This is a genomic window from Jiangella ureilytica (assembly GCF_004348545.1).
GTDB classification, from domain to species: domain Bacteria; phylum Actinomycetota; class Actinomycetes; order Jiangellales; family Jiangellaceae; genus Jiangella; species Jiangella ureilytica.
This window is the reverse complement of record NZ_SMKL01000059.1, coordinates 1-26,180: the sequence shown is the minus strand read 5'-3', so window position 1 is coordinate 26,180 and position 26,180 is coordinate 1. Positions and strand designations below refer to the sequence as shown.

At 70.8% G+C, this 26,180-nt stretch carries 22 protein-coding genes; 11 read left to right on the top strand and 11 right to left on the bottom strand.

Going from position 1 to position 26,180, the window contains the following annotated elements; translation table 11 throughout:
• Window positions 1–3: 3 nt before the first annotated feature.
• Window positions 4–603 carry a biotin transporter BioY gene (locus E1212_RS21805; RefSeq protein ID WP_131986359.1) on the bottom strand — a complete coding sequence of 200 codons (600 nt, stop codon included), beginning with the start codon at window positions 601–603 and terminating at the stop codon, window positions 4–6.
• Between the two features lie 202 nt (window positions 604–805).
• Here E1212_RS21805 and E1212_RS21800 point away from each other — a divergent pair, with 202 nt between their 5' ends.
• On the top strand, window positions 806–1,342 hold the full coding sequence (locus E1212_RS21800) for a methylated-DNA--[protein]-cysteine S-methyltransferase (RefSeq protein ID WP_203417081.1): 537 nt from the start codon (window positions 806–808) through the stop codon (window positions 1,340–1,342).
• Here the strand turns inward: E1212_RS21800 and E1212_RS21795 are convergent.
• Together E1212_RS21795 and E1212_RS21790 are read right to left on the bottom strand one after the other, a co-directional pair.
• Entirely contained in the window at window positions 1,332–1,751 is a 420-nt protein-coding gene (locus E1212_RS21795) for a type II toxin-antitoxin system VapC family toxin (RefSeq protein WP_162605579.1), read from the bottom strand. The two genes, E1212_RS21800 and E1212_RS21795, sit on opposite strands and share 11 nt — an antisense overlap.
• Entirely contained in the window at window positions 1,748–2,044 is a 297-nt protein-coding gene (locus E1212_RS21790) for a type II toxin-antitoxin system Phd/YefM family antitoxin (RefSeq protein WP_131986353.1), read from the bottom strand. Before E1212_RS21790 ends, E1212_RS21795 begins: the two co-directional genes overlap by 4 nt.
• A 52-nt stretch (window positions 2,045–2,096) precedes the next feature.
• Here E1212_RS21790 and E1212_RS21785 point away from each other — a divergent pair, with 52 nt between their 5' ends.
• A complete protein-coding gene (locus E1212_RS21785; RefSeq protein WP_203417080.1) occupies window positions 2,097–2,312 on the top strand; it encodes a hypothetical protein in 216 nt (71 codons plus the stop codon).
• 25 nt (window positions 2,313–2,337) lie between these two features.
• On the opposite strand, the gene E1212_RS21780 is transcribed toward E1212_RS21785, so the two are convergent.
• Entirely contained in the window at window positions 2,338–3,195 is an 858-nt protein-coding gene (locus E1212_RS21780) for a helix-turn-helix domain-containing protein (RefSeq protein ID WP_131986349.1), read from the bottom strand.
• 123 nt (window positions 3,196–3,318) lie between these two features.
• Here E1212_RS21780 and E1212_RS21775 point away from each other — a divergent pair, with 123 nt between their 5' ends.
• Entirely contained in the window at window positions 3,319–3,756 is a 438-nt protein-coding gene (locus E1212_RS21775) for a PPOX class F420-dependent oxidoreductase (RefSeq protein ID WP_203417079.1), read from the top strand.
• A gap of 150 nt (window positions 3,757–3,906) precedes the next feature.
• On the opposite strand, the gene E1212_RS21770 is transcribed toward E1212_RS21775, so the two are convergent.
• On the bottom strand, window positions 3,907–4,401 hold the full coding sequence (locus tag E1212_RS21770; RefSeq protein ID WP_131986347.1) for a hypothetical protein: 495 nt from the start codon (window positions 4,399–4,401) through the stop codon (window positions 3,907–3,909).
• A gap of 272 nt (window positions 4,402–4,673) precedes the next feature.
• Here E1212_RS21770 and E1212_RS21765 point away from each other — a divergent pair, with 272 nt between their 5' ends.
• Both E1212_RS21765 and E1212_RS21760 read left to right on the top strand, forming a co-directional pair.
• Window positions 4,674–6,788 (top strand): OmpL47-type beta-barrel domain-containing protein, encoded by a 2,115-nt coding sequence (locus tag E1212_RS21765; protein WP_131986345.1) that lies wholly within the window; start codon window positions 4,674–4,676, stop codon window positions 6,786–6,788.
• Between the two features lie 245 nt (window positions 6,789–7,033).
• The gene (locus tag E1212_RS21760; protein ID WP_131986343.1) at window positions 7,034–9,358 is read left to right on the top strand and encodes an immune inhibitor A domain-containing protein; all 2,325 of its coding nucleotides are present in this window, start codon (window positions 7,034–7,036) and stop codon (window positions 9,356–9,358) included.
• Window positions 9,359–9,560: 202 nt separating this feature from the next.
• Here the strand turns inward: E1212_RS21760 and E1212_RS21755 are convergent, their stop codons facing one another.
• From E1212_RS21755 to E1212_RS21730, 6 genes are all read right to left on the bottom strand, one after another.
• Window positions 9,561–10,859, bottom strand: a complete 1,299-nt coding sequence (locus E1212_RS21755) for a PucR family transcriptional regulator (RefSeq protein ID WP_131986341.1) — start codon at window positions 10,857–10,859, stop codon at window positions 9,561–9,563.
• Window positions 10,860–10,976: 117 nt separating this feature from the next.
• Complete coding sequence (locus E1212_RS21750; RefSeq protein WP_131986340.1) at window positions 10,977–11,540, bottom strand: peroxiredoxin family protein; 564 nt, start codon at window positions 11,538–11,540, stop codon at window positions 10,977–10,979.
• Complete coding sequence (locus tag E1212_RS21745; RefSeq protein ID WP_131986338.1) at window positions 11,537–11,956, bottom strand: hypothetical protein; 420 nt, start codon at window positions 11,954–11,956, stop codon at window positions 11,537–11,539. Before E1212_RS21745 ends, E1212_RS21750 begins: the two co-directional genes overlap by 4 nt.
• 141 nt (window positions 11,957–12,097) lie before the next feature.
• On the bottom strand, window positions 12,098–14,227 hold the full coding sequence (locus E1212_RS21740) for a metallopeptidase domain-containing protein (RefSeq protein WP_203417078.1): 2,130 nt from the start codon (window positions 14,225–14,227) through the stop codon (window positions 12,098–12,100).
• Between the two features lie 125 nt (window positions 14,228–14,352).
• Window positions 14,353–16,518, bottom strand: coding sequence for a metallopeptidase domain-containing protein (locus E1212_RS21735; RefSeq protein ID WP_131986336.1), 2,166 nt, complete (start codon window positions 16,516–16,518; stop codon window positions 14,353–14,355).
• A gap of 194 nt (window positions 16,519–16,712) precedes the next feature.
• A complete protein-coding gene (locus E1212_RS21730) occupies window positions 16,713–18,806 on the bottom strand; it encodes a M6 family metalloprotease domain-containing protein (protein ID WP_131986334.1) in 2,094 nt (697 codons plus the stop codon).
• A 395-nt stretch (window positions 18,807–19,201) separates the two neighbouring features.
• Between E1212_RS21730 and E1212_RS21725 the strand changes: the two genes are divergently transcribed.
• Genes E1212_RS21725 through E1212_RS21700 form a run of 6 tightly spaced genes read left to right on the top strand, consistent with a single transcriptional unit; the run spans window position 19,202 to window position 26,135 of the window.
• Window positions 19,202–20,884: an ABC transporter substrate-binding protein gene (locus E1212_RS21725; protein ID WP_203417077.1), complete on the top strand. Its 1,683-nt coding sequence runs from the start codon at window positions 19,202–19,204 to the stop codon at window positions 20,882–20,884.
• Window positions 20,885–20,891: 7 nt separating this feature from the next.
• Window positions 20,892–21,896: an ABC transporter permease gene (locus E1212_RS21720; RefSeq protein WP_131986333.1), complete on the top strand. Its 1,005-nt coding sequence runs from the start codon at window positions 20,892–20,894 to the stop codon at window positions 21,894–21,896.
• Complete coding sequence (locus E1212_RS21715) at window positions 21,893–22,831, top strand: ABC transporter permease (protein ID WP_131986331.1); 939 nt, start codon at window positions 21,893–21,895, stop codon at window positions 22,829–22,831. Before E1212_RS21720 ends, E1212_RS21715 begins: the two co-directional genes overlap by 4 nt.
• Window positions 22,832–22,835: 4 nt before the next feature.
• Window positions 22,836–23,849, top strand: coding sequence for an ABC transporter ATP-binding protein (locus E1212_RS21710; protein WP_131986329.1), 1,014 nt, complete (start codon window positions 22,836–22,838; stop codon window positions 23,847–23,849).
• Window positions 23,846–24,991 (top strand): ABC transporter ATP-binding protein, encoded by a 1,146-nt coding sequence (locus E1212_RS21705; RefSeq protein WP_131986327.1) that lies wholly within the window; start codon window positions 23,846–23,848, stop codon window positions 24,989–24,991. Before E1212_RS21710 ends, E1212_RS21705 begins: the two co-directional genes overlap by 4 nt.
• A complete protein-coding gene (locus E1212_RS21700; RefSeq protein ID WP_131986325.1) occupies window positions 24,981–26,135 on the top strand; it encodes an NAD(P)/FAD-dependent oxidoreductase in 1,155 nt (384 codons plus the stop codon). Before E1212_RS21705 ends, E1212_RS21700 begins: the two co-directional genes overlap by 11 nt.
• Window positions 26,136–26,180: the final 45 nt, after the last annotated feature.

Below are 26,180 nucleotides of genomic sequence, written 5' to 3'. Positions count from 1 at the left end.
GTCTCAGGCCCGGTCGGCGCGATCTTCGGCGCGGTCCAGCCGGGCGGCCGGCGCAGCGTCGGGATACGCGCGCTGCGCCCCCGAGGCGACGAGGGCCGCGAACACCGCCTTCGCGGCGTCACCCGGCACGAACGCGAGCGAGAGCTGGAAGGTCTCGGCCAGCGGCACCCCCGTGACCGCCGACTGGACCGGGATGCCGATGGCCAGCGTGGCCGCCGAGCCGGCCAGGCAGGCGACCAGCACCCAGTGCACGCCCGGCCGGCGTCCGGACCGCTCCACGATCAGCCCGACCAGGAACGCCGACACCACGAAGCCGATCAGGTAGCCCACCGACGGGCCCGCGAACACCCCGAGCCCGCCCCGTCCGCCGGCCAGCAGCGGCAGCCCGGCCGCGACCAGGCCCAGGAACAGCAGCACCGACAGCGCGCCCCGCCGCGAGCCGAGGATCGCCCCGGCCAGCAACGGGCCCATCGACTGCAGCGTCACCGGGACGGCGTTGCCGAAGAGGTGGAACGAGCCCGGCAATCCCAGCACCGCGATGAACGCCGCGAACGCGGCGATGCGGGCCAGATCGCCGGCGGGCAGCCGCGACCGTCCTGCCATCGAGATCTCCTGTCTGACGTGCGTCCGCCGCGGGGGCCCGCGGCGGTGTGACTCCACTCTGACCGACACACGGCGTCTGGACATAGTCGGCAATTCGCACCAGCGCCGCGGCGGCGCGTTGGTGGGCCTCCACAACGTGTTGCCGAAGCGCACCGAGTTCGGGCGCGAGACCTTGTCGGAGGTGGACGGCAGAATGGGTGAGGTGAGTGAGGACGTGGCGGTCGGCGGGCTCGACACCCCGGTCGGCCGCATCAGCGTGGCGGTCACCCGCGACGGCCTCGCGTCGGTGAGCTGGGGCCGGCGGGTCGCGTCCGGCCGCCTGCCCGTCGTCGACGACGGCGACCGGCTCGCTCCCGTGCTGGGCCAGCTGTCGGAGTACTTCGCGGGTGCACGGCGCGACTTCGACGTGCCCGTCGACTGGCGCCACGTCACCGGCTCGGCGTCGGGCGTGGTCCTGCGCACGCTGCACCAGAGCGTGCCCTACGGCTCGTCGGTCACGTACGGCGGGCTCGCGACCCTCAGCGGCACGGGCGTGCCGGCGCGGGCCATCGGCGGCATCATGGGCGCCAACCCCATCCCCATCGTCGTGCCGTGCCATCGCGTGCTGGCCAGCGACGGGCTGGGCGGCTACAGCGGCGGGTCGGGCGGCAACGGCGTCGAGGTCAAACGCTGGCTGCTGACGCTCGAGGGCGTCCTGCCGCCGACGTTCGACTGGAGCCCGGCCGGCCTCACGACCTGAGCGGCGCTCGCGCGCCAGGCCTCACCACCGTCATGCCCGCATCGCTCGCCGCGGCCGCCAACCGGTCGTCGTACGTCACCAAGGCGTCGAGTTCCGTGTCGAGAAGACGTGCCGTCGCCAGATGAATCGCATCGAGGGTGCGAAGCATGCGGTCCGGCTCATCCATCGCTCTCTCGACGATGTCGTCGTCGATGGCGATGAAGTCGAACGCGGTCAGCAGGTCGCGCGCGTCCGGGAGTGCCGCCGGAAGGACCCGGGCGACTGCGCGCACGATCTCGATGCGCAGCAGCGCCGAGCTCACCCAGGATGCGGACGCATGAACGTCGTAGAACTCGGCGAACGCCTCCGAGTGCTCCTCGTGCGCCAGCAGCTTCAACGCCGCCGCGGTATCGACGTAGTAGACGCTCACCAGCGCTCTTCGTCGCGCAGGTCGGCCAGGGCGTCGCCCAGCCGGTTGGTGCCGTCACCGGGACGCATCCGCGGCCGGTACCCAGGACGCTCGGCCGGACGAACCCGGCCGGACTCGATCAGCTCGGCCAGGACCGGGCCAGGAGACCGCTCCTCCACCGGCACGATCCGAGCGATGAGCCGTCCCCTCTCGGTGACGTCGATGGTCTCGCCGCGACGGACGCGGGCCAGTACGTCGCCGGTACTGTGCCGTAGCTCCCGGAGACCCACCGCATGCTCATGTGCACTGACCATGATGAGAATGTATCACAAAAATGTGCTACACGCCCTGTCGTACGGTGAGGGCGTGACCGATGCCCTCACCGAGGACCCGTTCGACTATCAGGTGACGAAGTCGGGCCTGGTCCGCATCAGCCGCGGTGGCCGGGTCGTCGTCACCGTCGCCGGCGCGCATGCCGATCGGCTCGCCGCCGCGCTGGAGCGGGCGGCCGACGAGCACGCGGCCCAGCTCCTCCTCGCCAAGGCGACCGGCAACTACCGCCGCGGCAACGAGCGCCGCTGACGCACCCCCGAGCGCGAAAGGCAGCTCAGCCGGCGACGGCGTGCAGCGAGCCGGGCCGCAGGCCGGTCAGCCGGTCCAGCGCCCCCGACGTCGGCTCGTCGCCGGGCAGGTAGACGAGGATCCGCTGATGGTTGCCGTCGGAGAGGTCGAGGGTCTCGAACGCCAGCCGCAGCTCACCGGCCTCGGGGTGCACCATGCGCTCGACCCCTGCCCGCACCCCGGCCGTCGACGGCGCGGCCCAGCGGGCGGTGAACGCGGCCCCGGCGAGCACCGTCAGCTCGTCGGCCAGCGCGGCCAGATGCTCGTCGTCGGGGCCGGAGTCGAGTTTGAGGTTCGCCACCAGCGCGTCGGCCACGGCGTGCCAGTCGGGGTAGGTGGCGCGGGCGCGGGGGTCGGTGAAGTGGTAGCGGACCAGGTTCGGCGCGTCGCCGGCGAGCAGGCCCAGCGGCTCGGCCAGCAGTTCGTACCCCGTCGTCCAGGCGAGTACGTCGCAGAGCCGGTTGACCAGCACGGCCGGCGCCGGCTCGAGCCGGTTCAGCAGCGCCCGCACGGTCGGCCGGACGGCGGACGCCGGCGGCGACTCGACGGCCGGGCAGTAGAAGTCGCCGCTGGTGGTCTTGGCGAGGTTGCGCAGCAGCACTCGCTCGGTGGCGGACAGCCGCAGCGCCTGGGCCAGCGCGGCCAGCACCTGGGCGGACGGGTGCCGGTCGCGGCCCTGCTCGAGGCGGGTGAGGTAGTCGACGCTGACGCCGGCGAGAAGGGCGAGCTCGGCGCGGCGCAGCCCGGGCGCACGGCGACGCGGGCCGGCGGGGAGCCCCACCTCGGCCGGGGTGATGGCATCGCGCCGCGAGCGCAGGAACGCGCCGAGCTCGTTGTCGCTCACCCGGCCCAGGCTACCGCTGTCCCGGCCATCGCTCCGCGGTTCGCTCGACTGAGGGTGGCCCTGACGGGGCTGGTCTCACGGCGGCCTCCCCTCACGGTTCCGCGAGCGACCAGCATCGATGCCATGTCGAACATCTTCACCGAGGCCGAGCTCGCGTACCTCGAGAGCCAGCCACTCGGCCGGCTGGCCACCGTCGGGCCCGGCGACCGCCCGCAGATCGCGCCGGTGGGCGTCTTCTACGACCCTCGGGCCGACGCGATCGTCATCGCCGGTCATGCCGGGTCCGGCTTCGGCGCGAGCCGGAAGTTCCGCAACGCCGAGCGCCACCCGGAGGTCTCGTTCGTCGTCGACGATCTCGCCGCCGTCGACCCGTGGCAGCCGCGCGGCATCGAGATCCGCGGGACGGCGGAGACGTTCGCCGAGGGCGGCGAGGAGCTCGGCGAGCGGATCACCGAGGTCATGCCGTTCGACCCCGCATGGCTGCGGATCCGCGCCCGCCGCGTCCTGGCCTGGGGCATCGACACGGACTCGTTCGAGCTCAACGCCCGCGACGTCACCTGAACGGCGGAGCGCAGGCGGGCGGGCTCACCGGCGGCGTCAGGACGTTCGTTCCTGGTCGACGGCGACGGCGACGGCGCCGCGGGTCCGCGTGCTGGTCGCGGACGCCCGCGGCGCCTACGCTCCGGCACCTGACGCGCCGGGGCTACGGGGTCAGAGCCGACGGCACTGGTCCTCCTTGTTGCCCTGGACGATGTTGCCGCTGCCGGTCGGCGCCGGGACGTTCTCCTTGCACTGCAGGTTGCCGTTGATGCGGTTGAACGAGATGGTCTGCTTGCCGCGGTTGGTGAACGACTGCACGTCGCCGGTGACGCGGTTGGACGTGACGGTGGCCGTCCCGCCCTGCTTGAGCTGGACGCTGCCGCCGACCGTCGACGACTTCAGCGAGACGTGCTTGTGGTTCTCGGCCTGCACGTTGCCGACCACCCGCACGCTGGTGGCGTTGAGCGTCGCGTTCCGCTCGACCTTGATCGTGCCCTTGACGCGAGTGCCCTTGAGGTTGCAGGTCGCGTTGCTCGGGACCCGCAGGTTGTCGACGGTGACCGCTCCGATGGTGCCGCGGCAGGTGCGCTCTTCGGCCTGGGCGGGTACCGCGCCGAGCAGCGTGGCACACAGTGCGGCCGCGATGACGAGTGCGGTGCGCTTCATGGGCTGTTCCCTTCGCAGTAGGCCGGCCGACGGCCGACTCTCTGCGATTCACGGTCCCGGAACAGCCCGTCCACAACGGTAAGACGGCAGTGAGACTGCTCTCATCATCGGACAGATGTCGGCCGGGCCGCGCGGTGTTTCAGACACATGCCCGGTGACCATTCATCCCGGTTTCTCTATGTTCGGGCGCTATCACGTCCAGTCATGCCCGATGGCACGACTCTGCCCGGGCGTGCCCTTCGCTCGTCCCCGGCGACAAGGAGACCTCCCCCATGACACGACGCCTGAGACTAGGAGCGGCGCTCGGCACCCTCGCGGTCGCCGGCTACGCCTTCCTGGCCCCGCCCGCCCAGGCCGGGCCGTCCGAGCAGGCCGGCACCGAGGCCGACGTCTCCGTCGGCATCACCGGCCACGTCAACCTGGCCGGTCCCGGCCTCATGCCGGTGACGGTGCACGGCTCCCCCGCCGTCGACGTCACCGACATCGACCTCGACACCGTCACGGTCGGCGACGGCGTCAGCCCGGCCCGGTCCGAGTCCGGCGCGGTGATCAGCCACGTGGCCGACGCCGACGGCGACGGCGCCGACGACCTCACCGTCCACGTCGACAAGGAGGCCCTGGCCGCCGAGGGCGCGCTGACGCCGTCCACCGACGCGATCGAGGTCTCGGCCAGCACCGAGGACGGCGCGGCCGTCGGCGGCGCCGCCGACGTCCAGCCGGAGGTCAGCCTCGAGATCAAGTTCGCCGAGGGCTACCAGGTCCGCGGCGGCAGCGAGGCGACCCTCCGCAGCACCAGCGGCGGGAGCCTGGACGCCGTCCGCGACGTTCTCGACCGGCACGATGTGAGCGCTCTCATTCCGTTCGTCGAGCCCGCGCAGGTGCCCGATCTGGCCGCCGCGACCAGCCGCGCGCGGGCCCGGTCCGCGGCGCCGGTGCCGGACCTCGCGTCCTGGTACACCGTCACGCTGCCGGCCGGGACCGACGTCGACGCCGTCCTCGCCGAGCTGTCCGCCCTCGACGAGGTCGTCTACGCCTACCCGTCGCCGGAGCCGGCCCCGCCACCGGCCGAGCCGACGCCCGACTTCAGCCCGCTGCAGGGCTACCTGGGCCCGACCGACACCCACAACGGCATCAACATCGAGGAGGTCCGCAAGGACCCGCGGGTCCGCGGCGCCGGCATCAAGGTCATCGACCTGGAGTACGACTGGAACCCGTTCCACGAGGACCTGCAGCTCGACGACAGCAGCGACGTCGGCCAGGGCCGCTTCGTCCCCTACACCGGCTTCGGCGACGACCACGGCACCGCGGTCTTCGGCGAGATCATGGCCAAGGACAACGGCTACGGCGTCACCGGCGGCGTGCCCGACGTCGAGATGTACGGCATCTCGCCGAGCGAGCTGCTGCCCAACGGCAGCATGCCGTGGCGGCCCGGCCCGGCGCTGGCGTTCCTCGCTACCATCAAGGACGAGAACGGGCAGCCGTTCGTCCAGCCCGGTGACGCGCTGATCCTGGAGCAGCAGACCTCCAGCCCGCTCGGCGGCAGCCGGTACGCGCCGCTGGAGTGGATCCCGGCGGTCTTCGAGGCCAACCAGGTGCTGACGGCGATGGGCGCCAACGTGGTGCTCACCGGCGGCAACGGCAACACCAACACCGACGACCCGATGTACGTCCGCAACGGCATCAAGTGGTTCGACCCGGCCGTGCAGCACTCCGGCTCGATCTTCGTCGGCGCCGGCGGCAGCGGCCTGCGCGCGGCCAACCCGGCGCGGTCGCGGCTCAGCTTCTCCAACTACGGCCAGCGCTTCGACCTGCAGGCCTGGGGCCAGGACATCTACACCACGGGCTACTGCAACGTGTTCTGCGCCGAGCTGGGCAACGACCACAACCGGGCGTACTCGCGCTCGTTCAGTGGCACGTCCGGTGCCGGCCCGATCGTCACCAACGCCGTCGTCGCCGTGCAGTCGTACGTGACGGCTGTCGGGATGGGTCCGTGGACGACGGCGCAGATCAACGACCTGCTGCGGGCCACCGGCACGCCGCAGACCACCAACACGCACGAGAACATCGGCCCGCTGCCGGACGTGCAGGCGGCGCTGGCCTCCATCGAGGTCGACGCGCCGACGACGGAGCACGTCCTGAACCAGCGCCCGGACCGCGACGGCCAGTACACCAACCCGACGGTGACGCTTAACGCCGACGACTCGTGGGGCTCGGGCGTGGCCCGCACGGAATACCGGATCGACGCCGGCGCCTGGACGGCGTACGACGAGCCGTTCCGGATCCGCGCGTACGGCGAGCACACCGTCGAGTACCGCTCGGTCGACGCGAACGGCAACACCGAGGAAACACACGCGTTCACGCTGTTCAACCGCGGCCGGAACGAGTGATCCGGCTCTATCGACAGATGTCCGACTGATGCGGTAGATGTCCATGCACCTGTCCGGTGACCGTGGGCCGCCCCACGGCCTACGGTCGCCGGACGGGTCCGCGCGTCTGCGGTCCCGGTGTCGAATCTTGGGAGGGCTCAGTGACGGCGAGTACAGAACGGCGCCCCGCGAGGCGCGGGAGGGCCTGGCGGGCGAGAGCGATCGTCGGCATTGCCGCGATCGGGCTCTCGGCATCGGCGGGAGTCGTGTCGGCCAACGCGGAGAACGCGGTGGCCGAGGACGCCGGCACCGGCCCCATCGTCCCGGTGGACGAGCAGGTCTGGGAAGAGCAGGCCGAGATGACCTGGGACGACTACAAGCCGGTGCGGCCGGAAGCGTGGAACCAGGACACCACCAGCCAGGGCTCGGAGAGCCAGTACCGCACCGCAGTCATCCTGCTGGAGTACACCGACCAGAAGTTCCTGATCAGCCAGGAGCCGGAGTCGCACCCGTTCGGGAACCCGCTGCCGCCCTGGGAGCCGGTGGCACCCGAGGACGTCAACCAGTGGTACTACGACTACTACGCGGTGCCGAACGAGTTCAACCAGGGCCAGACGCTGCACGGCTACTGGATGGAGACCAGCCACGGCCGCATCGGCGTCACCGTGGAGGTGTTCGGGCCGTACCAGCTGCCCGCCAAGGTGCACGAGTACGGCCTGTCCGGCTATGCGCCCGTCACGGGCGCGAATTCCGCCTGCCCCGCCGGTGACCGCTGCACCGGCATCACCGACCCGGACCCGAACCGCCTGGGCTTCAACGACCGGAACCTGCGTCACGTCGGGAACGAGCTCTGGCGCAACGACATCGGCTGCGCGCCCGGCACCGCGCCGAACCAGGGTCAGATGTCGCTCTGCGGCTTCGACAACGGGTTCTACGTCACCGCCGGTCACGACGAGACGTCCACGTGGCAGGAGTTCGGCGAGATGATGTTCCGCACTCCCGCGGACGTCACGCCGGAGTTCGGCCCGCCCGGCGCCACCCAAGGGCCGGTGCTCAACGCGGCGGGCAACCCGATCCCGAACTGGGTCGACACCCGATACGTCGACTGGACCTCGTGGCAGGCGGGCGCGAACCACTGGCCGAACGCGAGCGGCGGCACGTCGACCCAGGCGGAGAACTCCGGCCTCAGCGTGTTCGCGCACGAGTTCAGCCACCTGCGGGGCCTGCCGGACAACTACAACAACCCGTTCGACCCGGGCACCGGCCGGGCCGGCACCGCCTACTGGGAGATGATGAGCCGCGGCTCGTTCAACGGTCCGGGCGGCACGCACAACCGCTGGCAGGTCCCGAACGCCGGCGGCTCGGCGCTCGGCCCGCACCACACGCTGTACTTCAAGACCACCGGCAACGGGCGGCTCGGCGTCGTCAAGGCGGACGAGTTCACCAGCGTGACCAGCGCCGCCATCGCCGGGCAGGGTGTCCTCACCATGCCGATCAAGGGCCGCGAGTACGTTCCCGACGGCGACAAGGTCGGCCTCAACATCCAGCTGTCGCAGCCGTTCGTCCAGGGCGCCTGCCAGGCCCGCACCAACGACCCGTTCTTCTGCACGCCGGTCACCACGGCCTGGAACCAGTTCAACCTCGAGGTCGTCGAGCGGGTCGGCAACGACTCGTTCGTGGCCGGGCACGGCGTGCTCATCGGGCAGGCGCGCAACGGCGGCTCGCCGCGGGTGTGGCTGGTCGACGCCAAGCCGAACGACATCGGCCGGATCGACTTCTACCGGCCGGGCAACGCCACCGAGGCCGGTGGCGAGCCGGTCCCCGTCGTCAAGGGTGACCCGCGCCAGCTCGACGATGCGACGTTCCACGCCGGCACCGCGTCGGGCAGCGAGTACGAGTACCTCGACGCCCCGAACAAGCTGCACTTCTACGTCCTGGACACCCACCGGGACAAGGAGGGCGAGCTGTTCTACGACGTCGCGGTGCGGCACACCGAGGCCACCGACACGTACCAGCGCGACGTCGAGCTCGGCGACGCCGCCACGTACGCCGTCGGCGACTCGACCGCCCTGCTGAACCTGCCGCTGACCAACACCGGACAGGCCGGCGAGGGCATCTACGGCTCGGACGTGTACCGGATCTCCTCGACCGTCGAGGGCGAGGGCTGGGACGTGACCCTGCCGTACGAGATCAAGGCGGCCGCGGCCGGCGACACCGTGCCGGTCTGGGCGTACGCCACCGCCGGCGAGGACGCCTCCGAGACGGCCACGGTGACCATCACGGCCACCAGCGAGACCGACCCGACCGCGACCGTCACCGTCGAGGTCGAGCTGAAGTCGGCCTCGGTCGACGTCGCCTACGACAACGCCCAGGAGCTGCTGGCCGACTACCGGGCCGACGGCTTCGTGACCCAGGGTGAGCACCAGCGTCTGCGGGCGCAGCTCGACATCGCGGAGCGGGCCAGTGGCCGCGCCGCGGAGCGCGCCGTCGAGCGGTTCGCCACCATGTCGGAGGACCTCGACGGCACGGGTGCCCGCACCCTCGTCAGCGCCGCCCTGGTGTCGCTGGCGGCGGAGCTGCCGACCGACTGACCATCTCGCCACACCCCCACCGGCCACCGGGTGCCGCCGTCCGCAGCGACGGCCCCGGTGGCCGGTTCTTCCACGCCGACCATCAGCACCGCCAGCCCTCCATGATCATCCAAGTGCCGGGCCGTGATAGGGGCCTGTTTCTTGGATGATCATGGCATCTCTGCCACCTTGCGACCGCCGACCAACGTGTCGGCCGGGCCACCTAGCGCGAGGCGACCGCCGGGAAGGGGGTGACGTTGTCGGTGCCGGTGGCACCGGCCGGCACCGGGGCGTCGACGCCGCCCTGGCGGGGGGCGTACTGGCCGGTCATGCGCGCCACCTTGAGCGACAGGTGCAGGGCGAGTCGCTCGGCGCCGCTCTTGAGGTTGGTGTGCGCCAGCTGCTCGAGCCGCTGCAGGCGGTAGTACAGAGACGTCCGGTGCAGGTTGAGCCGCTCGGCGGTGAGCTGCGCGTTGCCGGCGACGTCGAGATAGGTCTCGAGCGTCTCGAGCAGCGGCAGCGCGTCGGGGTCGTCGAGCAGGTTGCCCAGGCCGGGATGGACCGTCGGCACCTCCTCGCCCAGTGAGGCGAGCTTGACCACGATCTGGTGGATGCCCAGCCGCGACCAGTGGACGACATCGCCGAGGCCGGGGAGGAGGCGGGCGGCGTCGGCGGACATGCGGGCCTCGCGGAACGAGGCGTAGGAGTCGTCGAGCGCGTCGCGGCGGCTGCCGACGCCGACGACCAGCCCCGCGTCGGTCCCCGTCGACAGCAACGCCGTGCGGGTGAGGTCGACCAGCGCCTCGATCCGCTCGTCGACGTACATGTCGTGCTCGCCGGCACACGAGAGCAGCAGCACGGCGTGGTCGCGGTTGATGAGGTCGAGCGCCTGGCCGCGGCGGACCATGCGGCGGAAGTCGGCGACGCCCTGGGCGAGCGCGTCCTCGATGTCGACGGCGCCGGAGCGGCGCGGCACCCCCTGCAGCACCACGGCGACGACACCGTCGTGGGCGGGCATGTACCCGGCCTCGATGAGGCTGCCGGCCGCCTGGCCGCTCATCGGCGAACTGCTCAGGAGCATGTGCATGGTGTCGGCGAGGCGTGCGGACGAGAACAGGCTCGCCACGCTCTCGCGGTGCAGCCACTCACCCAGCTCGGCCGCGCCCTGCATACAGGCGTCGAGGTCGGCGTCGGTCATGCTGCCGTCGGGGTCGACGAACCACAGGTGGCCGAGCAGCTTGCCGCGGTGCACCACGGGCACGCAGAGGCGAGCCAGCATGTGCAGGTCGGGATTGGCGGGCAGCCGCAGCGGCCGGCGCAGGTTCGGCAGCGCGAACCGCTTCAGCCAGCCGCGCACCTCGGCGGATGCGTGCCGGCGCAGGATCGAGTCCTCGCGCACTTCGTCGATGGGCCCGTCGTGCGAGCTGAACGCGATGAGCCGCATGAAGCGGTCCTCGAGAACGGCGGGTCGGCCCACTCGCTGCGCCAGGCTCTCCAGGATCTGCTGCATCGAGAGTTCCATGGTCGCCTCCGCTGCCGTGCTGGGAGTGGCTCACGGGTGAAGAAACAGTAACATATCACATGCTACTTAAGTGAATCCGAGCAATCGGACTGATGCCGCCATTCGGCTCTCAGACGGTCATTCCGCCGGTTCGACGGCGAACTCGGTCAGCTGGGTGCCGAGGTCCTCGACGCCGCCCGGCCAGCCGCGGACCAGGTGACCGCCATGGGCGACCAGCGCCACCAGTGGCGGCTCGTCGACGCCGTAGCGCCGGAAGACCTCGCCGTCGGGGTCGAGCCCGACCGGGTAGGTGATGTCGTGCTCGCGCACGTAGGTCGCCGCGTCCTCGGGACTGCTGGTGCTGCCGACGCCGACGAACAGGATCGCGTCCTGGTACTCCTTGCTGAGCTCGGTGATCTCGGCCTGCTGCTGCGAGCACAGCTCGCAGAACGACTCGAAGAAGACGAGGACGACCGGCCGCTCCTCCCACTGCTCGGCGAGGTCGAGGGTGCTGCCGTCGAGCAGCTCGAGCTCGAACGGCGGCGCCGCGGGCGAGTCGGCCGGTGCCTCGATGAACGTCACGTCGCTCGGGACCTCGCCGGGCAGCTCGAACGACACGGCCGCGGGGTCGTCGGACTCCGAGCACCCGGCCAGGGCCACCAGGCCGAGCACCGCCACGACCGCAACCAGCACGCGCCTCACGAGATCAACACCTCTCCGATCAGTCCTGCGTCATCGCTCGGCTCGATGGTCACCTCGAAGCCGTCGCCCACCACGAACGTCTGGCCATCGGCGGAGGTCAAACCCTCGACGTCGACGTCCATGACGCACATCGTCGGCTGCCGCATGCCCTCGCGGAAGCTGACGTCCATCATCTTCTCGGCGGTGCCGCTGGGCAGCTCGCCGCGCGCCACCTCGACGCCGTCGCCGTCCTGGACGGTGAAGCTCGCCTCGGCATGGACGGAGCGGAATGCGCCCGCCCCGTTGCACGGCTCACCGAGCCGGCGCAGGTTGCCGTCCGGGATGAGCACCCTGATGACACCGGCCTCGTCCGAGCCGGACGCGCTGGTGTCGTCGGCGTCCGATCCGGAGCATCCGGCGAGCACCGCCGGCACCATGACGCCGACGGCGAGGGCGAGCGCCGCTCGGCCACGCAGTGCTTCCCCATCCCTTGCGGGACCCGCCGTCGTCTGAGACCTCGCGGTCGGCCTTCGCGCAAGTCGCACGGGATCAGTTCCTTCCCCGGGACCCACTGGTGATCAACGGCGCGGGTTGGTGTCCTTGACCGCAACCGTACAGGCGACGGACTGGGTGGCCGTCGGGTCGCTCTCGGACGTCGCGGTGAGCGTGACCGTGGTCTCGCGCGCCGCCGGCGTCTCGCGCGTGACGTAGACCGGCACCTCGACGGTGTCGCCGGCCCGCGCCGTCGTGAGCGCGTTGTCCAGCTGCGCCGTCCAGCCCTGGCCGCTGGACTCGACCGACAGCCGGTAGACGTCGTTGTCCAGCGAGTCGGCGACGTCGGTCGGGTGACCGGTCGTCGTCGACGCAGCTTCGCCACTGTTGGTCAGCGGGAAGGTGCACTGAGCCGCCTGGCTGGTCCGGATGCCCTCGATGTCGGCCTCGCCCAGCTCGACGCCACGCTCCTGGTCGCCGTCACCGTCGAGCGAGCGCACCGCGAGGGTGTACGACAGCACGCCCTCGTCGTCGCGCTCCACGTCGATGACGTAGAAGTGCAGCCGGTTGTGCTCATCGACGTATTCGTACTCCGAGCCGGAATTGGTGCCGGCGTGGAAGAGGGCGTCGTTGAGCTGGCGGTGATCGGCGATCGACGCCATGACCGGGGTGCCGTCCGGCCGGTAGAAGTCGACCATCCCGATGTCCTGCGGGTTGGCGTCGATGGTCCAGTTGAAGCAGCTGTAGCCGCAGGTGTTCGAGCCGCGGGGCTTGTTCTTCGCGATCATCACGCCGCTGTCGGGTGTGAACGAGTCGAAGCCCATGCGGTCGATGACCTCGACGGTGTAGTCGTCCCAGCCGGTAGTGCCGTTGGCGAGGCGATCGGTGTGGCAGAACGGGTCGGTGTTGGCGTCACAGTCCGGGGTTCGGTCCGGGATGCCCGCACCGTCGAGCCGGATCCGGACGCCCGACGTGCCGCCCTCGCCGGCGTCGGCGGCGCGCGCCGTCACGTCGTCGACGAAGACACCCGTGGTGGCCAGGTTCTCGCGGCTGAGCTCCACCAGGTCGTCGGCGATGCCGGCGAGCATCCTGTTGCGCAGCATCAGGCCGGCCGGCGCCCAGCCGCCCATGTTCGGCGGAACCACCCAGCGCATGTGGTGACCACCTGGGCCGTTGAACGAGCCGCGGTCCATCATGTCCCACGGCGCCGATCCCACCCGGTGGAACGGCGACGGCGGGTTCTGCCGGTCCGAGAACGGGTTGTTGTTGTTGTCGCCGATGCTGAAGAAGAAGTGCCCCATCTCGTGCGTGATGGTGCCCGAGCTCTCCGCCTGGCGGATGGAGGCGCTGCCCCAGCGCTGCGACGACGCGAGCCACGAGGTCCACTCGACGTAGCGGGTGGGCGCCCAGTTCGGCATCGAGTTGTCCGGGTCGAGCCAGGCCGGCGGGCCCCACTCCTCGGGCACGTCCTCCTTGGTCTGGAACATCATCTCGCCGAACTCCTGCCAGACCGAGGTCTGGTCGTAGCCGGCGTAGACGCGCAGCACGACGTCGTAGCCGCACCGGCTGCCCACACAGGGCGTACCCTGCGCGGCGAGGTCGGCACGCCACAGGGTGTCGGCGTCGCCCTCGACGTTGCCGTTGCAGGTGTAGCCCTCCGGACAGTGCTCGCCCGGCGCGTTGCGGATCCAGCTCTCGTTGAGGCCGTACTCGAACTGGTTGCGCGGCAGGGTGTACGGGCCGAAGGTGTCCATCTCGTTCACGCCGAGACGGCCACGGCTCTGCTCCATCCAGTACTCGTGGATGGTGCGGCCGTGGTTGTACTCGTTCGGCTCCATGTAGTAGTCGCGGTAGAACTCCGGGACGTCCTCGTGCGCGATCGGGTCGATCTGCGGGTTGCCGAACGGGTCGGAGCCCTTCGGCTGGGTGATGACGAACGGGACGTCCTTGAAGTCGACCGCGACGAGCGCGATGCGCAGGCCCCGCTCGCTCGGCTTGACGTCCGGGTCGTTCCACTCGGTGCCCGGGATGTCGGTCCAGTCGTCCCAGGTCATGTCGTACTGGTTCTTCCAGTTCTGCGGGTCGATCGGCTCGACGACGAAGTCCGGCGGATCGGCCTGCACCGCGCCCGCCGACAGCCCGAGGACCAGGGCTGAGGCAGCGAACGCGAAGCCGGCGGCGCGAAGTGTGAGGCGAGGTCCGTTCATGAGTCTCATGCGCGCTCTCCTTCATTCGGGACTGGCGTCGGACCCTGCGGCCGGCTGCAAGCCCCTGCGGGCGGCCCGGGCCCGTCGCGGTGGACGGGCCCGGGCCGGCCGTCGTGGTCAGGACTGACCGGCGATCACCGCCGGGGGTTGGTGTCCTTCACGGCCACGGTGCAGGTGACCTGCTGCGTGGCCGACGGGTCGCTCTCCGACGTCGCGGTGAGGGTGACCGTGGTGTTCCGAGCCGCGGTCGGCTCGCGCGTGACGTACACCGGGACCTCGACCGTCTCACCGGCGCGAGCGGTGGTGAGGGCGTTGTCGAGCTCGGCCGTCCAGCCCTTGCCGCTGGAGTCGACCGAGAGCCGGTAGACGTCGTTGTTCAGCTCGTCGCCGGCGTCGCTGACGTGGCCGGCGGTGTTCGTCGCCTCCTCGCCCGTATTGGTCAGCGGGAAGGTGCACTGCGCGGCCTGGCTGGCGCGGATGCCATCGACGTCGGCCTCGCCCAGCTCGACCCCGCGCTCCTGCGCGCCGTCGCCGTCGAGCGAGCGCACCGCGAGGGTGTACGACAGCACGCCCTCGTCGTCGCGTTCCACGTCGATGACGTAGAAGTGCAGGCGGTTGTGCTCGTCGACGTACTCGTACTCCGAACCGGAGTTCAGCCCGGCCTTGAACGCGGCGTCGTTGAGCTGGCGGTGGTCGGCGATGGTCGCCACGACGGGGGTGCCGTCCGGCTTGTAGAAGTCGACCAGCCCGATGTCCTGCGGGTTGGCGTCGATGACCCAGTTGAAGCAGTTGTACCCGCAGGTGTCGCGGGCCGGCCGCTCGTTGGTCTTGTTCTTGGCGATGATGACGCCGCTGTCGGGGTTGAACGAGTCGAAGCCCATGCGGTCGACGACCTCGAGGGTGTAGGTGTCCCACCCGGTCTGGTTGTTCACCACGGTCGGGCTGGGGTCGACGTCCACAGGATCGGTGTGGCAGAACGGGTCGGCGTTGGCGTCGCAGAACGGCGTGCGGTCCGGAACCGGGCCCGGGCCGTCGAGCCGGACCTTGATGCCCGAGGTGCCCTCGGCACCCGGGTCGACGGCGCGCGCCGTCACCTCGTCGACGACGAGACCGGTGGAGGCCAGCGCGTCGCGGCTGACGTCCAGCACGTTCTCGGCCGGCAGGATCTGGGCGTGTTCCTTGTTGCGGACCATGAGGCCCGACGGCGACCAGCCGCCCATGTTCGGCGGCACGACCCAGCGCATGTGGTGACCGCCGGGTCCGTTGAACGAGCCGCGGTCCATCATGTCCCAGGGGGCCGAGCCGACCCGGTGGAACGGCTGCGGCGGGTTCTGCCGGTTGGTGAACGGGTTGTTGTTGTTGTCGCCGATGCTGAAGAAGAAGTGCCCCATCTCGTGCGTGATGGTGCCCGAGCTCTCCGCCTGGCGGATCGACGAGAGGCCCCACTGCTGGGCCGCGGCCCGCCACGAGGTCCACTCGACGTAACGCGTGGGCGCCCAGTTCGGCATCGAGTTGTCCGGGTCGACCGAGGCGGGCGGCCCCCACTCGTCGGGGATGTCCTCCTTGGTGTTGAACATCATCTCGCCGTACTCCTGCCAGATGCTGGTCTCGTCGTAGCCGGCGTAGACCCGCAGGATGACGTCATAGCCGCACCGGTTGTCGGGGCACGGGATGCCCTTGGCGGCCAGGTCGGCCTTCCAGACGGTGTCGACGTCGCGGTCGAGGTTCCCGTTGCAGGTGAAGCCCTCGGGACAGGCGGAGGTCTGGCCCCACTCGTTCAGGCCGTACTCGAACAGGTTGCGCGGCACTTGGTAGGCGCCGAAGACGTCCATCTCACTGACGCCGAGCCGGCCGCGGCTCTGCTCCATCCAGTACTCCTGGATGGTGCGGCCGTGGTTGTACTCGTTCGGGACCATGTAGAAGTCGTGGTAGAACTGCGGCACCTCGTCGCGCGAGATCGGGTCGATCTGCGGGTTGCCGAACAGGTCGCTCTGCTTCTCCTGGGTCATGACGAACGGCTGGTCCGGGAAGTCGACCGCCACCAGCGCGATCCGCAGGCCACGCACGCTCGGCACGGCGTCGGGGTCGTTCCACTCGGTGCCCGGGATGTCGGTCCAGTCGTCCCAGGTCATGTCGTACTGGTTCTTCCAGTTCTGCGGGTCGATCGGCTGGACCTCGAAGTCCGGCGGCGCCGCCTGACCGGCACCCGCCACGCCGACGACGAGCGTCGTGACCGCGGCCGCGGCCAGTCCCAGCCGCCACCGCCTCGCGACGCTCGTCCCGTTGAGACTCATACGCATGCGCTCTCCTCACGTACCGCTCGGGTCCGAGCAGTAGCTCGGTGGTGAATAAAATACGACATTGCACACAACTCGTCACTCCCACAGCTTTCGGGCAGTGACCACGCGCCACGCGAACCGGGCGCGCTGCGGATGATGCGTCCGGCCGATGCGTGGCGCCCCGTACGCGCCCCAGGACGCGCACGGGGCTTGGATCAGCGCTGGATCGTCGTGGACTGGACGTCGACCACGCAGGTGGCCGTCGCCGTCTTCGACGGGTCGCTCTCGGAGGTGGCGGTCAGGGTGACGGTGGTCTCCCGGGCCGCCCCCGGGGTGCGGGTGACGTACACCGGCACCTCGACGGTGTCGCCGAACCGGCTCGTGGCCAGCTCGTTGTACAGCTCGGCGTCCCAGCCGGCGCCGGGCGAGCTGATCGACAGCCGGTAGACGTCGGCCGCTACCCGCTCGGTGACGTCGCTCGGGTGCGCCGCCGAGTCGACGGGGGCCGCCGCACCGGTGTTCTCCAGCGGGAACGTGCAGGTAGCCGCTTTGCCCGGGGTGTGCCGGGCGGCCGACCCCGGTTCGAGCGCGACGCCACGCCGGTGCGGACCGTCACCGTCGAGCGAGCGGACGGCGACGGTGTACGTGCGCACGCCGTCGTCGTCGTACTCGACGTCGATGACATAGAAGTGCAGCCGGTTGTCCGCGTCGACCCACTCGAAGTCGGTCCCCGAGTGCGTGCCGGCGTTGAACGTGGCGTCGTTGACCTGGCGCGGGTCGCCCGTGACGACCATGCGCGGGGTGCCGTCGGGCTGGTAGAAGTCGACCATCCCGATGTCCTCGGGGTTGGAGTCGATCAGCCACGAGAAGCACGACGCGGTGCCGCAGTTGCTGCCGGTGCTCTTGTTCTTGTAGATCAGCACGCCGTTGCCCGGGGTGTAGGAGTCGACGCCGAGCTGCTGGACCACCTCGAGGGTGAAGTTGCGGTAGTTCGCCTGGCCCATGCACTCCGGGCCGCCCGTCGACGGGTGGCACGACGGCGTCCGGTCCAGCGGGGCGGCGCCGTCGAAGGTGACGCGCACGCCCAGCAGCTCGTCGCCGCGCGGCCCCGCGGCCCGGGCCCGCACCTTCGCCACGACCAGGCCCGACGACGCCAGCCCGGTACGGCTGAGGTCGACGATGTCGTCGGTGTCGATGAGCTCGAGCTCGAGCTTGTTGCGGATGCTGTGGTGCGGCCCGACGGTGGAGCCGCCGTCGGCCGGGACCTTCCAGCGGGTGTGCATGCCGGTGGGCCCGTTCCAGGAGCCCTGGCTCATCATGTCCCACTGGCCGGTGAAGGTGCGCTGCGCCGGCACCGCGAAGGCGCCGTTGTAGTTGTCGCCGAGGCCCAGGATGTGGGTGAACTCGTGCGCGAACCCGGCGGTGCCGGACGACTCCGACATGTTGCCCGAGCCGTTGCCGGCGCTGGCCCAGGTGAACGAGCCGGCCGCCCACGAGGTCCACGGGATGTAGCGGGTGGGCATCCAGTTCGTCATGACGTCGTCCGGGTCGAACTCGGCCGGCGGGCCGAACTCGTCGGGCACGTCCTCGGGCGAGTCGAACATCATCTCGCCGAACACCTGCCAGGCGGTCGACTCGTCGAGGCCGGCGCCCATGAAGAAGATCAGGTCGTACTGGGCGCGAACCTCGGGCGGCACGTTCGCCTCGTAGAGCGCCCGGGCGTCACGGCCGTAGTTGCCGTTGCAGGTGAACGACGGCGGACAGCTGGCGGTGTTGCCGTAGGGCGAGTTGCCGTACTCGAAGTGGTTGCGAGGCATCCGGAACGGCCCGAAGGAGTCGACCTCGACGCCGTACTGGCCGTAGGAGTCCTCCATCCAGTACGAGTTCAGGGTCTGCCGGTGATTGAGGTCGCTCGGCGTGTTCAGCAGGTCGGCGTAGAACTCCGGGACGTCATCGCGCGGGACGTCGCCGACGCCGATCGGGGTGCCGAAGACGGTCGAGCCCTCGGGTTGGCTGATCTGGAAGTCCATGTTCGGGTAGTCGACCAGGACCAGCGCCGCCCGCCAGGTGTCGACCGTGGGCTCGCGGTCGGGGTCGGTCCAGTCGACTCCCGGCACCGGGACGAAGTCGTCCCAGGTGAGGTCGTACTGGTCGTCCCAGTCCTGCGGGTCGATCGGAACGATGGGCGGCGCACCTGCGGGGTCGGCGGGTCCGGACCCCTGGGCACCGGCGAGCTGCGGGAAGAGCAGCGCGGACGCGGCCACGGCGATCAGCAGCGCCCGCACCCGGGGAATGCGTCGCGAAGACACAGATCCTCCTCGAGGTGCGGGACGGCGGCGCCGGACGGCGTCGCCGGGGTGCGGTGAGTCTGTGCCGGTTCGGGCGGAACGAGAGTAATATTGTACTGTCACCGGTCACGTGGAACAAGCGTCCACCACTGGGACCCCGTGCGCGGGCGGGGGTCGAACCCGTCCGCTAATCCGGACAAAAGGGGGGATTAGACCGCGTTACGATTAGGACACAGTAGTGCAATAGCACATCGCACTGGGCGCGCCAGGATGGTAGATCTGTGCTCTGTGGTGCCGCGGGACGCGCGTGCCGGTCGCCTGCCCAAGGGTGCCACAGGCGTACTGAACGTCCCGACGCCAGATCCGCGAGCCGGCCGCCCCCTCGGCTCTGTCGCATGTCGAACCAAGGAGGACCAATGCGTGTGCACCGCAAGGCAGGGCGACTCGTCGCCCTCACCGCCGCCGCAGGACTGCTCGTTGCAGCCTGTGGCGGCGACGACGCTGGCGACTCGGGTGATTCCGGCACCGGCAACGACAGCGGCGACCCGAAGACCTTCATCTTCGGCTCGTCCGAGGACCCGAAGACCCTCGACGCGGCCTACGTGTCCGACGGCGAGTCGCTGCGGGTCATCTACCAGGTCTACGAGACGCTCGTCGCCCTCGAGCCCGGCACCACCGAGGTCGTCCCGGGCCTCGCCGAGGAGTGGGAGATCAGCGACGACGGCCTCACCTACACGTTCCACCTGCGTGAGGGCGTCACGTTCCATGACGGCGAGCCCTTCAACGCCGAGGCGGTCTGCTTCAACTTCGACCGCTGGTACAACTTCACCGGCCCGCAGCAGAGCGGCGACGTCAGCTACTACTGGCAGACGGTGTTCGGCGGCTTCGCCACGGCCGACCTCGAGTCCTCGCCGGCCACCAGCCGGTACGGCTCCTGCGAGGCGACCGACGAGTTCACCGCCACGCTGAACCTCACCGAGCCGTCGTCGGCGCTGCTGGCCGGCCTGGTGCTGCCGCCGTTCTCGATCGCCAGCCCGACGGCCATCGAAGAGGGCGGCACCGACATCGAGCAGGCGGGCGACTCGCTCTCCTACACCGGTGGCTTCGGCAGCGAGGTCGTCGCCGGCACCGGCCCGTTCAAGTTCGTCAGCTGGGAGCGCGGCGAGAGCCTGACCCTCGAGCGCAACGACGACTACTGGGGCGACGCTCCGGCGCTCGACGAGATCATCTTCCGGCCGATCCCCGACGCCACCGCACGCCTCCAGGCGCTGCAGGCCGGTGAGATCGACGCCTACGAGGGTGTCAACGCCGCCGACATCGGCGCCATCGAGAGCAACGGCGACCAGGTCGTCGAGCGCCCGGCGTTCAACGTCGGCTACGTCGGCTTCAACAACAAGCTGCCGATCTTCCAGAACGAGAAGATCCGCCAGGCCATCGCGCACGCGCTGAACCGGCAGGGCCTGCTCGACGCCGCGTACCCCGAGGGTGCCGTCGTGGCCAACCAGTTCCTTCCGCCGGAGCAGTGGGGCTACAACGACGGCATCGAAGGCTACGAGTACGACCCCGAGCTGGCCAAGCAGCTGATCGCCGACTCCGGCGAGACGAACCTGACGCTCGAGTTCTGGTATCCCGCCGACGTGTCCCGGCCGTACATGCCGGACCCGCAGGCCGTGTACGAGTCCTTCGCCGCCGACCTGCAGGCCGTGGGCTTCACCATCGTCCCCAAGACGGTGCCGTGGACCCCGGACTACCTGCAGAACATCCAGGGCGACGGCCTGGGCCAGCTGTTCCTGCTCGGCTGGACCGGCGACTACGCCGACCCGGACAACTTCGTCGGCACGTTCTTCCGCCAGGACCGGCCGGAGTTCGGCTTCTCGGACCCGACCATCCAGGGGCTGTTGAACGAGGCGCTGGCCGAGACCGACCAGGCGGCCCGCGAGGCCCTCTACCAGGAGGCCAACCAGGCGATCTACGACTACATCCCGGGCGTTCCGTTCGTGCACAACCAGCCGCTGCTCGCGGTGGCCGGTCGCGTCACGGGCTACACGCCGTCGCCGGTGAGCCTCGAGGACTTCGACCTGATCGACATCGAGGGCTGATCCACCCGTGCTGCGATTCATCGTCCGGCGGCTCGCGCTGCTCGTCCCGATCCTGCTGGGCCTGTCGGTCCTGCTGTTCGCCTGGGTCCGGGCACTTCCCGGCGGCCCCGCCTACGCCCTGCTGGGTGAACGCGCCACGCCGGAAGCCGTCGCGGCGATCGAATCGCAGCTCGGCCTGGACCGCCCGCTCTGGGAGCAGTACCTGCAGTTCCTGGGGCGGGCGGTCAGGCTCGACTTCGGCGCGTCGCTGCAGACCGGGCAACCGGTCATCGAAGAGATGCTGCGCCGCTTCCCGGCCACCATCGAGCTGGCCCTCGCGGCGTTGCTGATCGCCGTCTGCGTGGGGATACCGCTCGGGTACCTGGCAGCCCGGCGCTACGGCACCTGGATCGACAGCCTCGCGGTGACGGGATCGCTGCTCGGCGTGACGATCCCGATCTTCTTCCTCGCCTACATCCTCAAGTACGTCTTCGCGGTCGAGCTCGGCTGGCTGCCCACGGCCGGCCGGTCCGACCCGCGGGCCCGGGCCGACCATCCCACCGGCTTCTACGTGCTCGACGGGATCATCACCGGCAACCTGGACGCCAGCTGGGACGCCATCCAGCATCTGATCCTGCCGGCGCTGGCGCTGTCGTCCATCCCGCTCGCCGTGATCGTGCGCATCACCCGGGCGTCGGTCCTCAACGTCGTCAACGAGGACTACGTGCGCACCGCCGAGGCCAAGGGCCTGCTGCCGGGCACCATCACCTGGCGGCACGTCCTGAAGAACGCCATGCTGCCGGTGACGACGGTCATCGGCCTGCAGCTCGGCGTCCTGCTGGCCGGCGCGGTGCTCACCGAGACCGTGTTCGCGTTCGCCGGTGTCGGCAAGTTCATGGCCGACGGCATCGTGCAGCGCGACTTCCCGACCATTCAGGGGTTCATCCTGGTCATCGCCGTCGTGTACGTCGTCATCAACATGATCGTCGACCTGGTCTACGGGTTGCTCGATCCGCGGGTGAGGGTCTCATGAGCGTCAACGAGGTGGTCGCCGGGGAACCCGGCGGCCCGGCGCCGGCCGCGACGGAGTCCGTCTCGTCCCGGCCGCCGCGCAGCCTGGGCCGCGAGGCCGTCCGCCGGCTGTTCCGTAACCCCATGGCCATCGTCGGCATGGTCCTGATCAGCCTCTTCGTGCTGGTCGCCATCTTCGCGCCGCTGATCGCGCCGTATTCGCCCACGGACAACTCCTGGCTCGACCAGGTCCGCCCGGGCCAGTACCCCGGCCCGTCGGCCGAGCACTGGCTGGGCATCGACCCGCTCGGCCGCGACGTGTTCTCGCGCATCATCTACGGCGCCCGCCAGTCGCTGCTCATCGGCGTCGTCTCGCTGGCGCTCGGCGCCACGGCCGGCATCGCACTGGGCGTGCTGGCCGGCGCGTTCGGCGGCTGGGTCGACACCGTCGTCATGCGGTTCGTCGACATCATGCTGTCGGTCCCCGGCCTGCTGTTCGCCATCGCCGTCGCCGCCATGCTCGGCCAGAGCCTCACCTCGGTCATGATCGCCATCGCGGTCGTGAACGTGCCGATCTTCGCCCGGCTGCTGCGCGGCGAGATGCTCGGGCAGCGCGGCGCCGACTACGTGCTGGCGGCCCGCTCGCTGGGCATCTCCCGCTCGGCCATCGTGTTCCGGCACGTGCTGCCGAACTCGTTCACCCCGGTCCTGGTCCAGGGCACCCTGACGCTGGCACTGGCCATCGTCGAGGCCGCCGGCCTGGCCTTCCTCGGCCTGTCCGGCAGCGACCCCTCGGCGCCGGAGTGGGGCCGCATGCTCACCGACGCCCAGGAGACCCTGACGTCGGCGCCCATGCTGGCGGTCTACCCCGGCCTGGCCATCGTCCTCGCCGCGCTCGGCTTCACCCTGGTGGGCGAGTCGCTGCGCGAGGCCCTCGACCCGAAGTTCCGGCGGTGACCCCATGAGCCTGCTCGAAGTGCGCGACCTCTCGGTCACGTTCACCCGCTCCGGCCAGCAGCCGGTGCGCGCCGTCGACGGCGTCACGTTCGACGTCGCGGCGGGTCAGTCCGTCGGCATCGTCGGCGAGTCCGGGTCCGGCAAGTCGGTCACGTCGCTGGCCGTCATGGGCCTGCTGCCGGCCCGCGGCGCGCACCTCGGCGGCACCGTCACGCTCGACGGCAACGAACTGACGTCCATGGACCAGCGCGCGCTGCGCGACGTCCGCGGCCGCGACGTCGCCATGATCTTCCAGGACCCCATGACGTCGCTGAACCCGGTGGTCACCGTCGGGCGGCAGCTCACCGAGGTGCTCACCCGGCACGCCGGGCTGCGCAGGGGCGAGGCCAAGGCCGAGGCCGAGCAGCTGCTGCGCCGGGTCGGCATCCCCGACCCGGTCCGCCGGCTCGGCGAGTACCCGCACCAGCTCTCCGGCGGCATGCGCCAGCGCGTCATGATCGCCATCGCGATCGCCTGCCGGCCCAAGCTGCTCATCGCCGACGAACCGACGACGGCGCTCGACGTCACCATCCAGGCGCAGATCCTCGACCTGCTGCGCAACCTCGTGGCCGAGAGCGGCTGCGGCATGATCATGATCACGCACGACCTCGGCGTCGTCGCCGGGCTCTGCGACACCGTCCACGTCATGTACTCGGGGCGCATCGTCGAGTCGGCCGGCACGAAGGAGCTGTTCGGGCGACCGTCGCACCCGTACACCGACGGCCTGCTGCAGTCGATCCCGCGCATCGACGCCGACCCGGCCGACCTGCTGCACACCATCCCCGGCTCCGCGCGCGACACCGTGCCGTGGGACCGTGGATGTGCCTTCCAGCCCCGCTGCGAGCGGGCGGTCGACGAGTGCCTGGCCGGGCCCCCACCGGTGGCCGAGCTCGGCACGCCGATCGTGCCGCACCCCGTCCGCTGTGTCCGGCCGGTCGGCGAGGACGTGATCGTGCACGAAGGGAACGTGGCCCGGTGAGCCTGCTCGAAGTCCGCGACCTCAAGGTCCACTTCCCCATCAAGGCCGGGACGCTGTTGCAGCGCACCGTCGGCGCCGTCAAGGCCGTCGACGGCGTCGACCTCGACGTCGAGGCCGGCACGACGTTCGGGCTGGTCGGCGAGTCCGGCTGCGGCAAGTCGACGCTCGGCCGGGCCATCATGCGGCTGACCGAGCCGACCAGCGGGTCGGTCACGCTCGACGGCCAGGACATCCTGGCGCTCGGCGAGCGGAAGATGCGCGCCGTGCGCCGTCAGTTCCAGATGGTCTTCCAGGACCCGATGGCCAGCCTCGACCCGCGGCAGAGCGTGGAGTCGCTGCTCACCGAGCCGCTGCGGGCCCACAAGATCCCGGGCGGCTCGGCCGGTCACGCCAAGCGCATCCGCGAGCTGCTCGACGTCGTCGGGCTGCCGGAGTCGGTGGTCCACCGGTACCCGCACGAGTTCTCCGGCGGGCAGCGGCAGCGTCTCGGCATCGCCCGGGCGCTGGTGCTGAACCCGGCTCTGATCATCGCCGACGAGCCGGTGTCCGCCCTCGACGTCTCCATCCAGGCCCAGGTCATCAACCTGCTCAAGGAGCTGCAGGAGCGGTTCTCGCTCACCTACGTCGTCATCGCGCACGACCTCGCCGTCGTGCGGCACATCAGCAAGACGGTCGCCGTCATGTACCTCGGCGGCATCGTCGAGCAGGCGCCGGCCGCCGACCTCTACAAGCAGCCGCTGCACCCGTACACCAAGGCGCTCATGAGCGCCGTGCCGGTGCCGGACCCCAACGTCGAGGAGTCGCGCAGCCGCATCCTGCTGCAGGGCGACCTGCCGTCGCCGGCGAACCCACCCAGCGGCTGCCGGTTCCACACCCGGTGCCCGTGGAAGCAGGCCACGAAGTGCGACACCGACCGGCCGGCGCTGCGCGAGCTGCCGCTGGTGGCACCCGGGCACAAGGTGGCCTGCCACTACGCCGAGGACATCCTGGCCGGGAAGATCACGCCGCACGACGTGCGGCCCGAGGACGTCGAACTGGTGCCGGCCGGCGAGACCACGAGCGGAACCGAGGCCGCTGCCGACGCTACTGAGGCGCACGTCGCGGGCGGGCTCACCCCCGGGGGACCGCCAGGTGCCCACTGACGCCGCCGACGTCGTCGTGGTCGGCGCCGGCGTCGTCGGCGCCGCCACCGCGTGGTACGCCACGCAGGCGGGGCTGTCCGTCACCGTCGTCGACCGCGGCGCCGTGGCCGGCGGCACCACCGGGGCCGGCGAGGGCAACATCCTGGTCTCGGACAAGCCGCCGGGCGCCGAGCTCGACCTCGCCCGCTTCTCGTCGGGCCTCTGGCGCGAGCTCGGCCACGAGGTCGGCGGTTTCGAGTACGACCCCAAGGGCGGCCTGGTCGTGGCGTCGACGCCGGCCGGGTTCGCCGCCCTCAGAGCGTTGGCGGCGGAGCAGAGCGCGGCCGGGGTCGCGACCGTCGTCGTCCCGGCCGCCGAGCTGGCCGAGCACGAGCCGCACCTGACACCGTCGCTGGCCGGCGGCGTCCTCTACCCCGAGGACGCGCAGGTCCAGCCGATGCTCGCGGCCGCGCGGCTGCTCCGGTCCGCGCGGGCCAAGGGCGCGCGGGTCCGCACCGGCCTCGAGGTCACCGGGTTCCTGCGCCACGGCGACCGGGTGACGGGCGTGCGCACCTCGGCCGGCGACCTGCCTGCGGGGGTCGTCGTCAACGCCGCCGGCACGTGGGGCGGCGAGGTCGCCGCGCTGGCCGGGGTCGACGTGCCGGTCCTCCCCCGCCGCGGCTTCATCCTGGTCACCGAGCCGCTGCCGCGCATCGTCCGGCACAAGGTCTACGCCGCCGAGTACGTCTCCGACGTCGCCAGCAGCGACGCCGCCCTGCAGACCTCGCCGGTGGTCGAGGGCACGGAGTCCGGCACCATCCTCATCGGCGCCAGCCGCGAGCGGGTCGGCTACGACCGCACCCTGTCGGTCGAGGTGCTGCGGGCGCTGGCCGCGCAGGCGGTGGCGCTGTTTCCCGTGCTGGCCGGCGTGCAGGTCATCCGCGCCTACCGCGGCTTCCGCCCGTACTGCCCCGACCACCTGCCGGTCATCGGTCCCGACCCCCGGGCGCCCGGCCTGTACCACGCGTGCGGGCACGAGGGCGCCGGCATCGGCCTGGCCGCCGCCACCGGACGGCTGATCGCGCAGCTCATCGGGGGCGATCAGCCCGAGCTCGACGTCGCGCCCTTCCGGCCGGAGCGGTTCGACCCGCTGGTGACGGCATGAGGCCACTGCGCGGGCGGACGCCCCCCAGCGCCTGTCTCTTATACA

What these genes read in the sequence shown, in the direction of transcription:
- E1212_RS21805 (WP_131986359.1), bottom strand. Translation starts at nt 603, where the DNA reads ATGGCAGGACGGTCGCGGCTGCCCGCCGGCGATCTGGCCCGCATCGCC.
- E1212_RS21790 (WP_131986353.1), bottom strand. Translation starts at nt 2,044, where the DNA reads ATGGTCAGTGCACATGAGCATGCGGTGGGTCTCCGGGAGCTACGGCAC.
- E1212_RS21775 (WP_203417079.1), top strand. Translation starts at nt 3,319, where the DNA reads ATGTCGAACATCTTCACCGAGGCCGAGCTCGCGTACCTCGAGAGCCAG.
- E1212_RS21770 (WP_131986347.1), bottom strand. Translation starts at nt 4,401, where the DNA reads ATGAAGCGCACCGCACTCGTCATCGCGGCCGCACTGTGTGCCACGCTG.
- E1212_RS21765 (WP_131986345.1), top strand. Translation starts at nt 4,674, where the DNA reads ATGACACGACGCCTGAGACTAGGAGCGGCGCTCGGCACCCTCGCGGTC.
- E1212_RS21755 (WP_131986341.1), bottom strand. Translation starts at nt 10,859, where the DNA reads ATGGAACTCTCGATGCAGCAGATCCTGGAGAGCCTGGCGCAGCGAGTG.
- E1212_RS21745 (WP_131986338.1), bottom strand. Translation starts at nt 11,956, where the DNA reads ATGGTGCCGGCGGTGCTCGCCGGATGCTCCGGATCGGACGCCGACGAC.
- E1212_RS21740 (WP_203417078.1), bottom strand. Translation starts at nt 14,227, where the DNA reads ATGAGACTCATGAACGGACCTCGCCTCACACTTCGCGCCGCCGGCTTC.
- E1212_RS21735 (WP_131986336.1), bottom strand. Translation starts at nt 16,518, where the DNA reads ATGCGTATGAGTCTCAACGGGACGAGCGTCGCGAGGCGGTGGCGGCTG.
- E1212_RS21725 (WP_203417077.1), top strand. Translation starts at nt 19,202, where the DNA reads ATGCGTGTGCACCGCAAGGCAGGGCGACTCGTCGCCCTCACCGCCGCC.
- E1212_RS21715 (WP_131986331.1), top strand. Translation starts at nt 21,893, where the DNA reads ATGAGCGTCAACGAGGTGGTCGCCGGGGAACCCGGCGGCCCGGCGCCG.
- E1212_RS21710 (WP_131986329.1), top strand. Translation starts at nt 22,836, where the DNA reads ATGAGCCTGCTCGAAGTGCGCGACCTCTCGGTCACGTTCACCCGCTCC.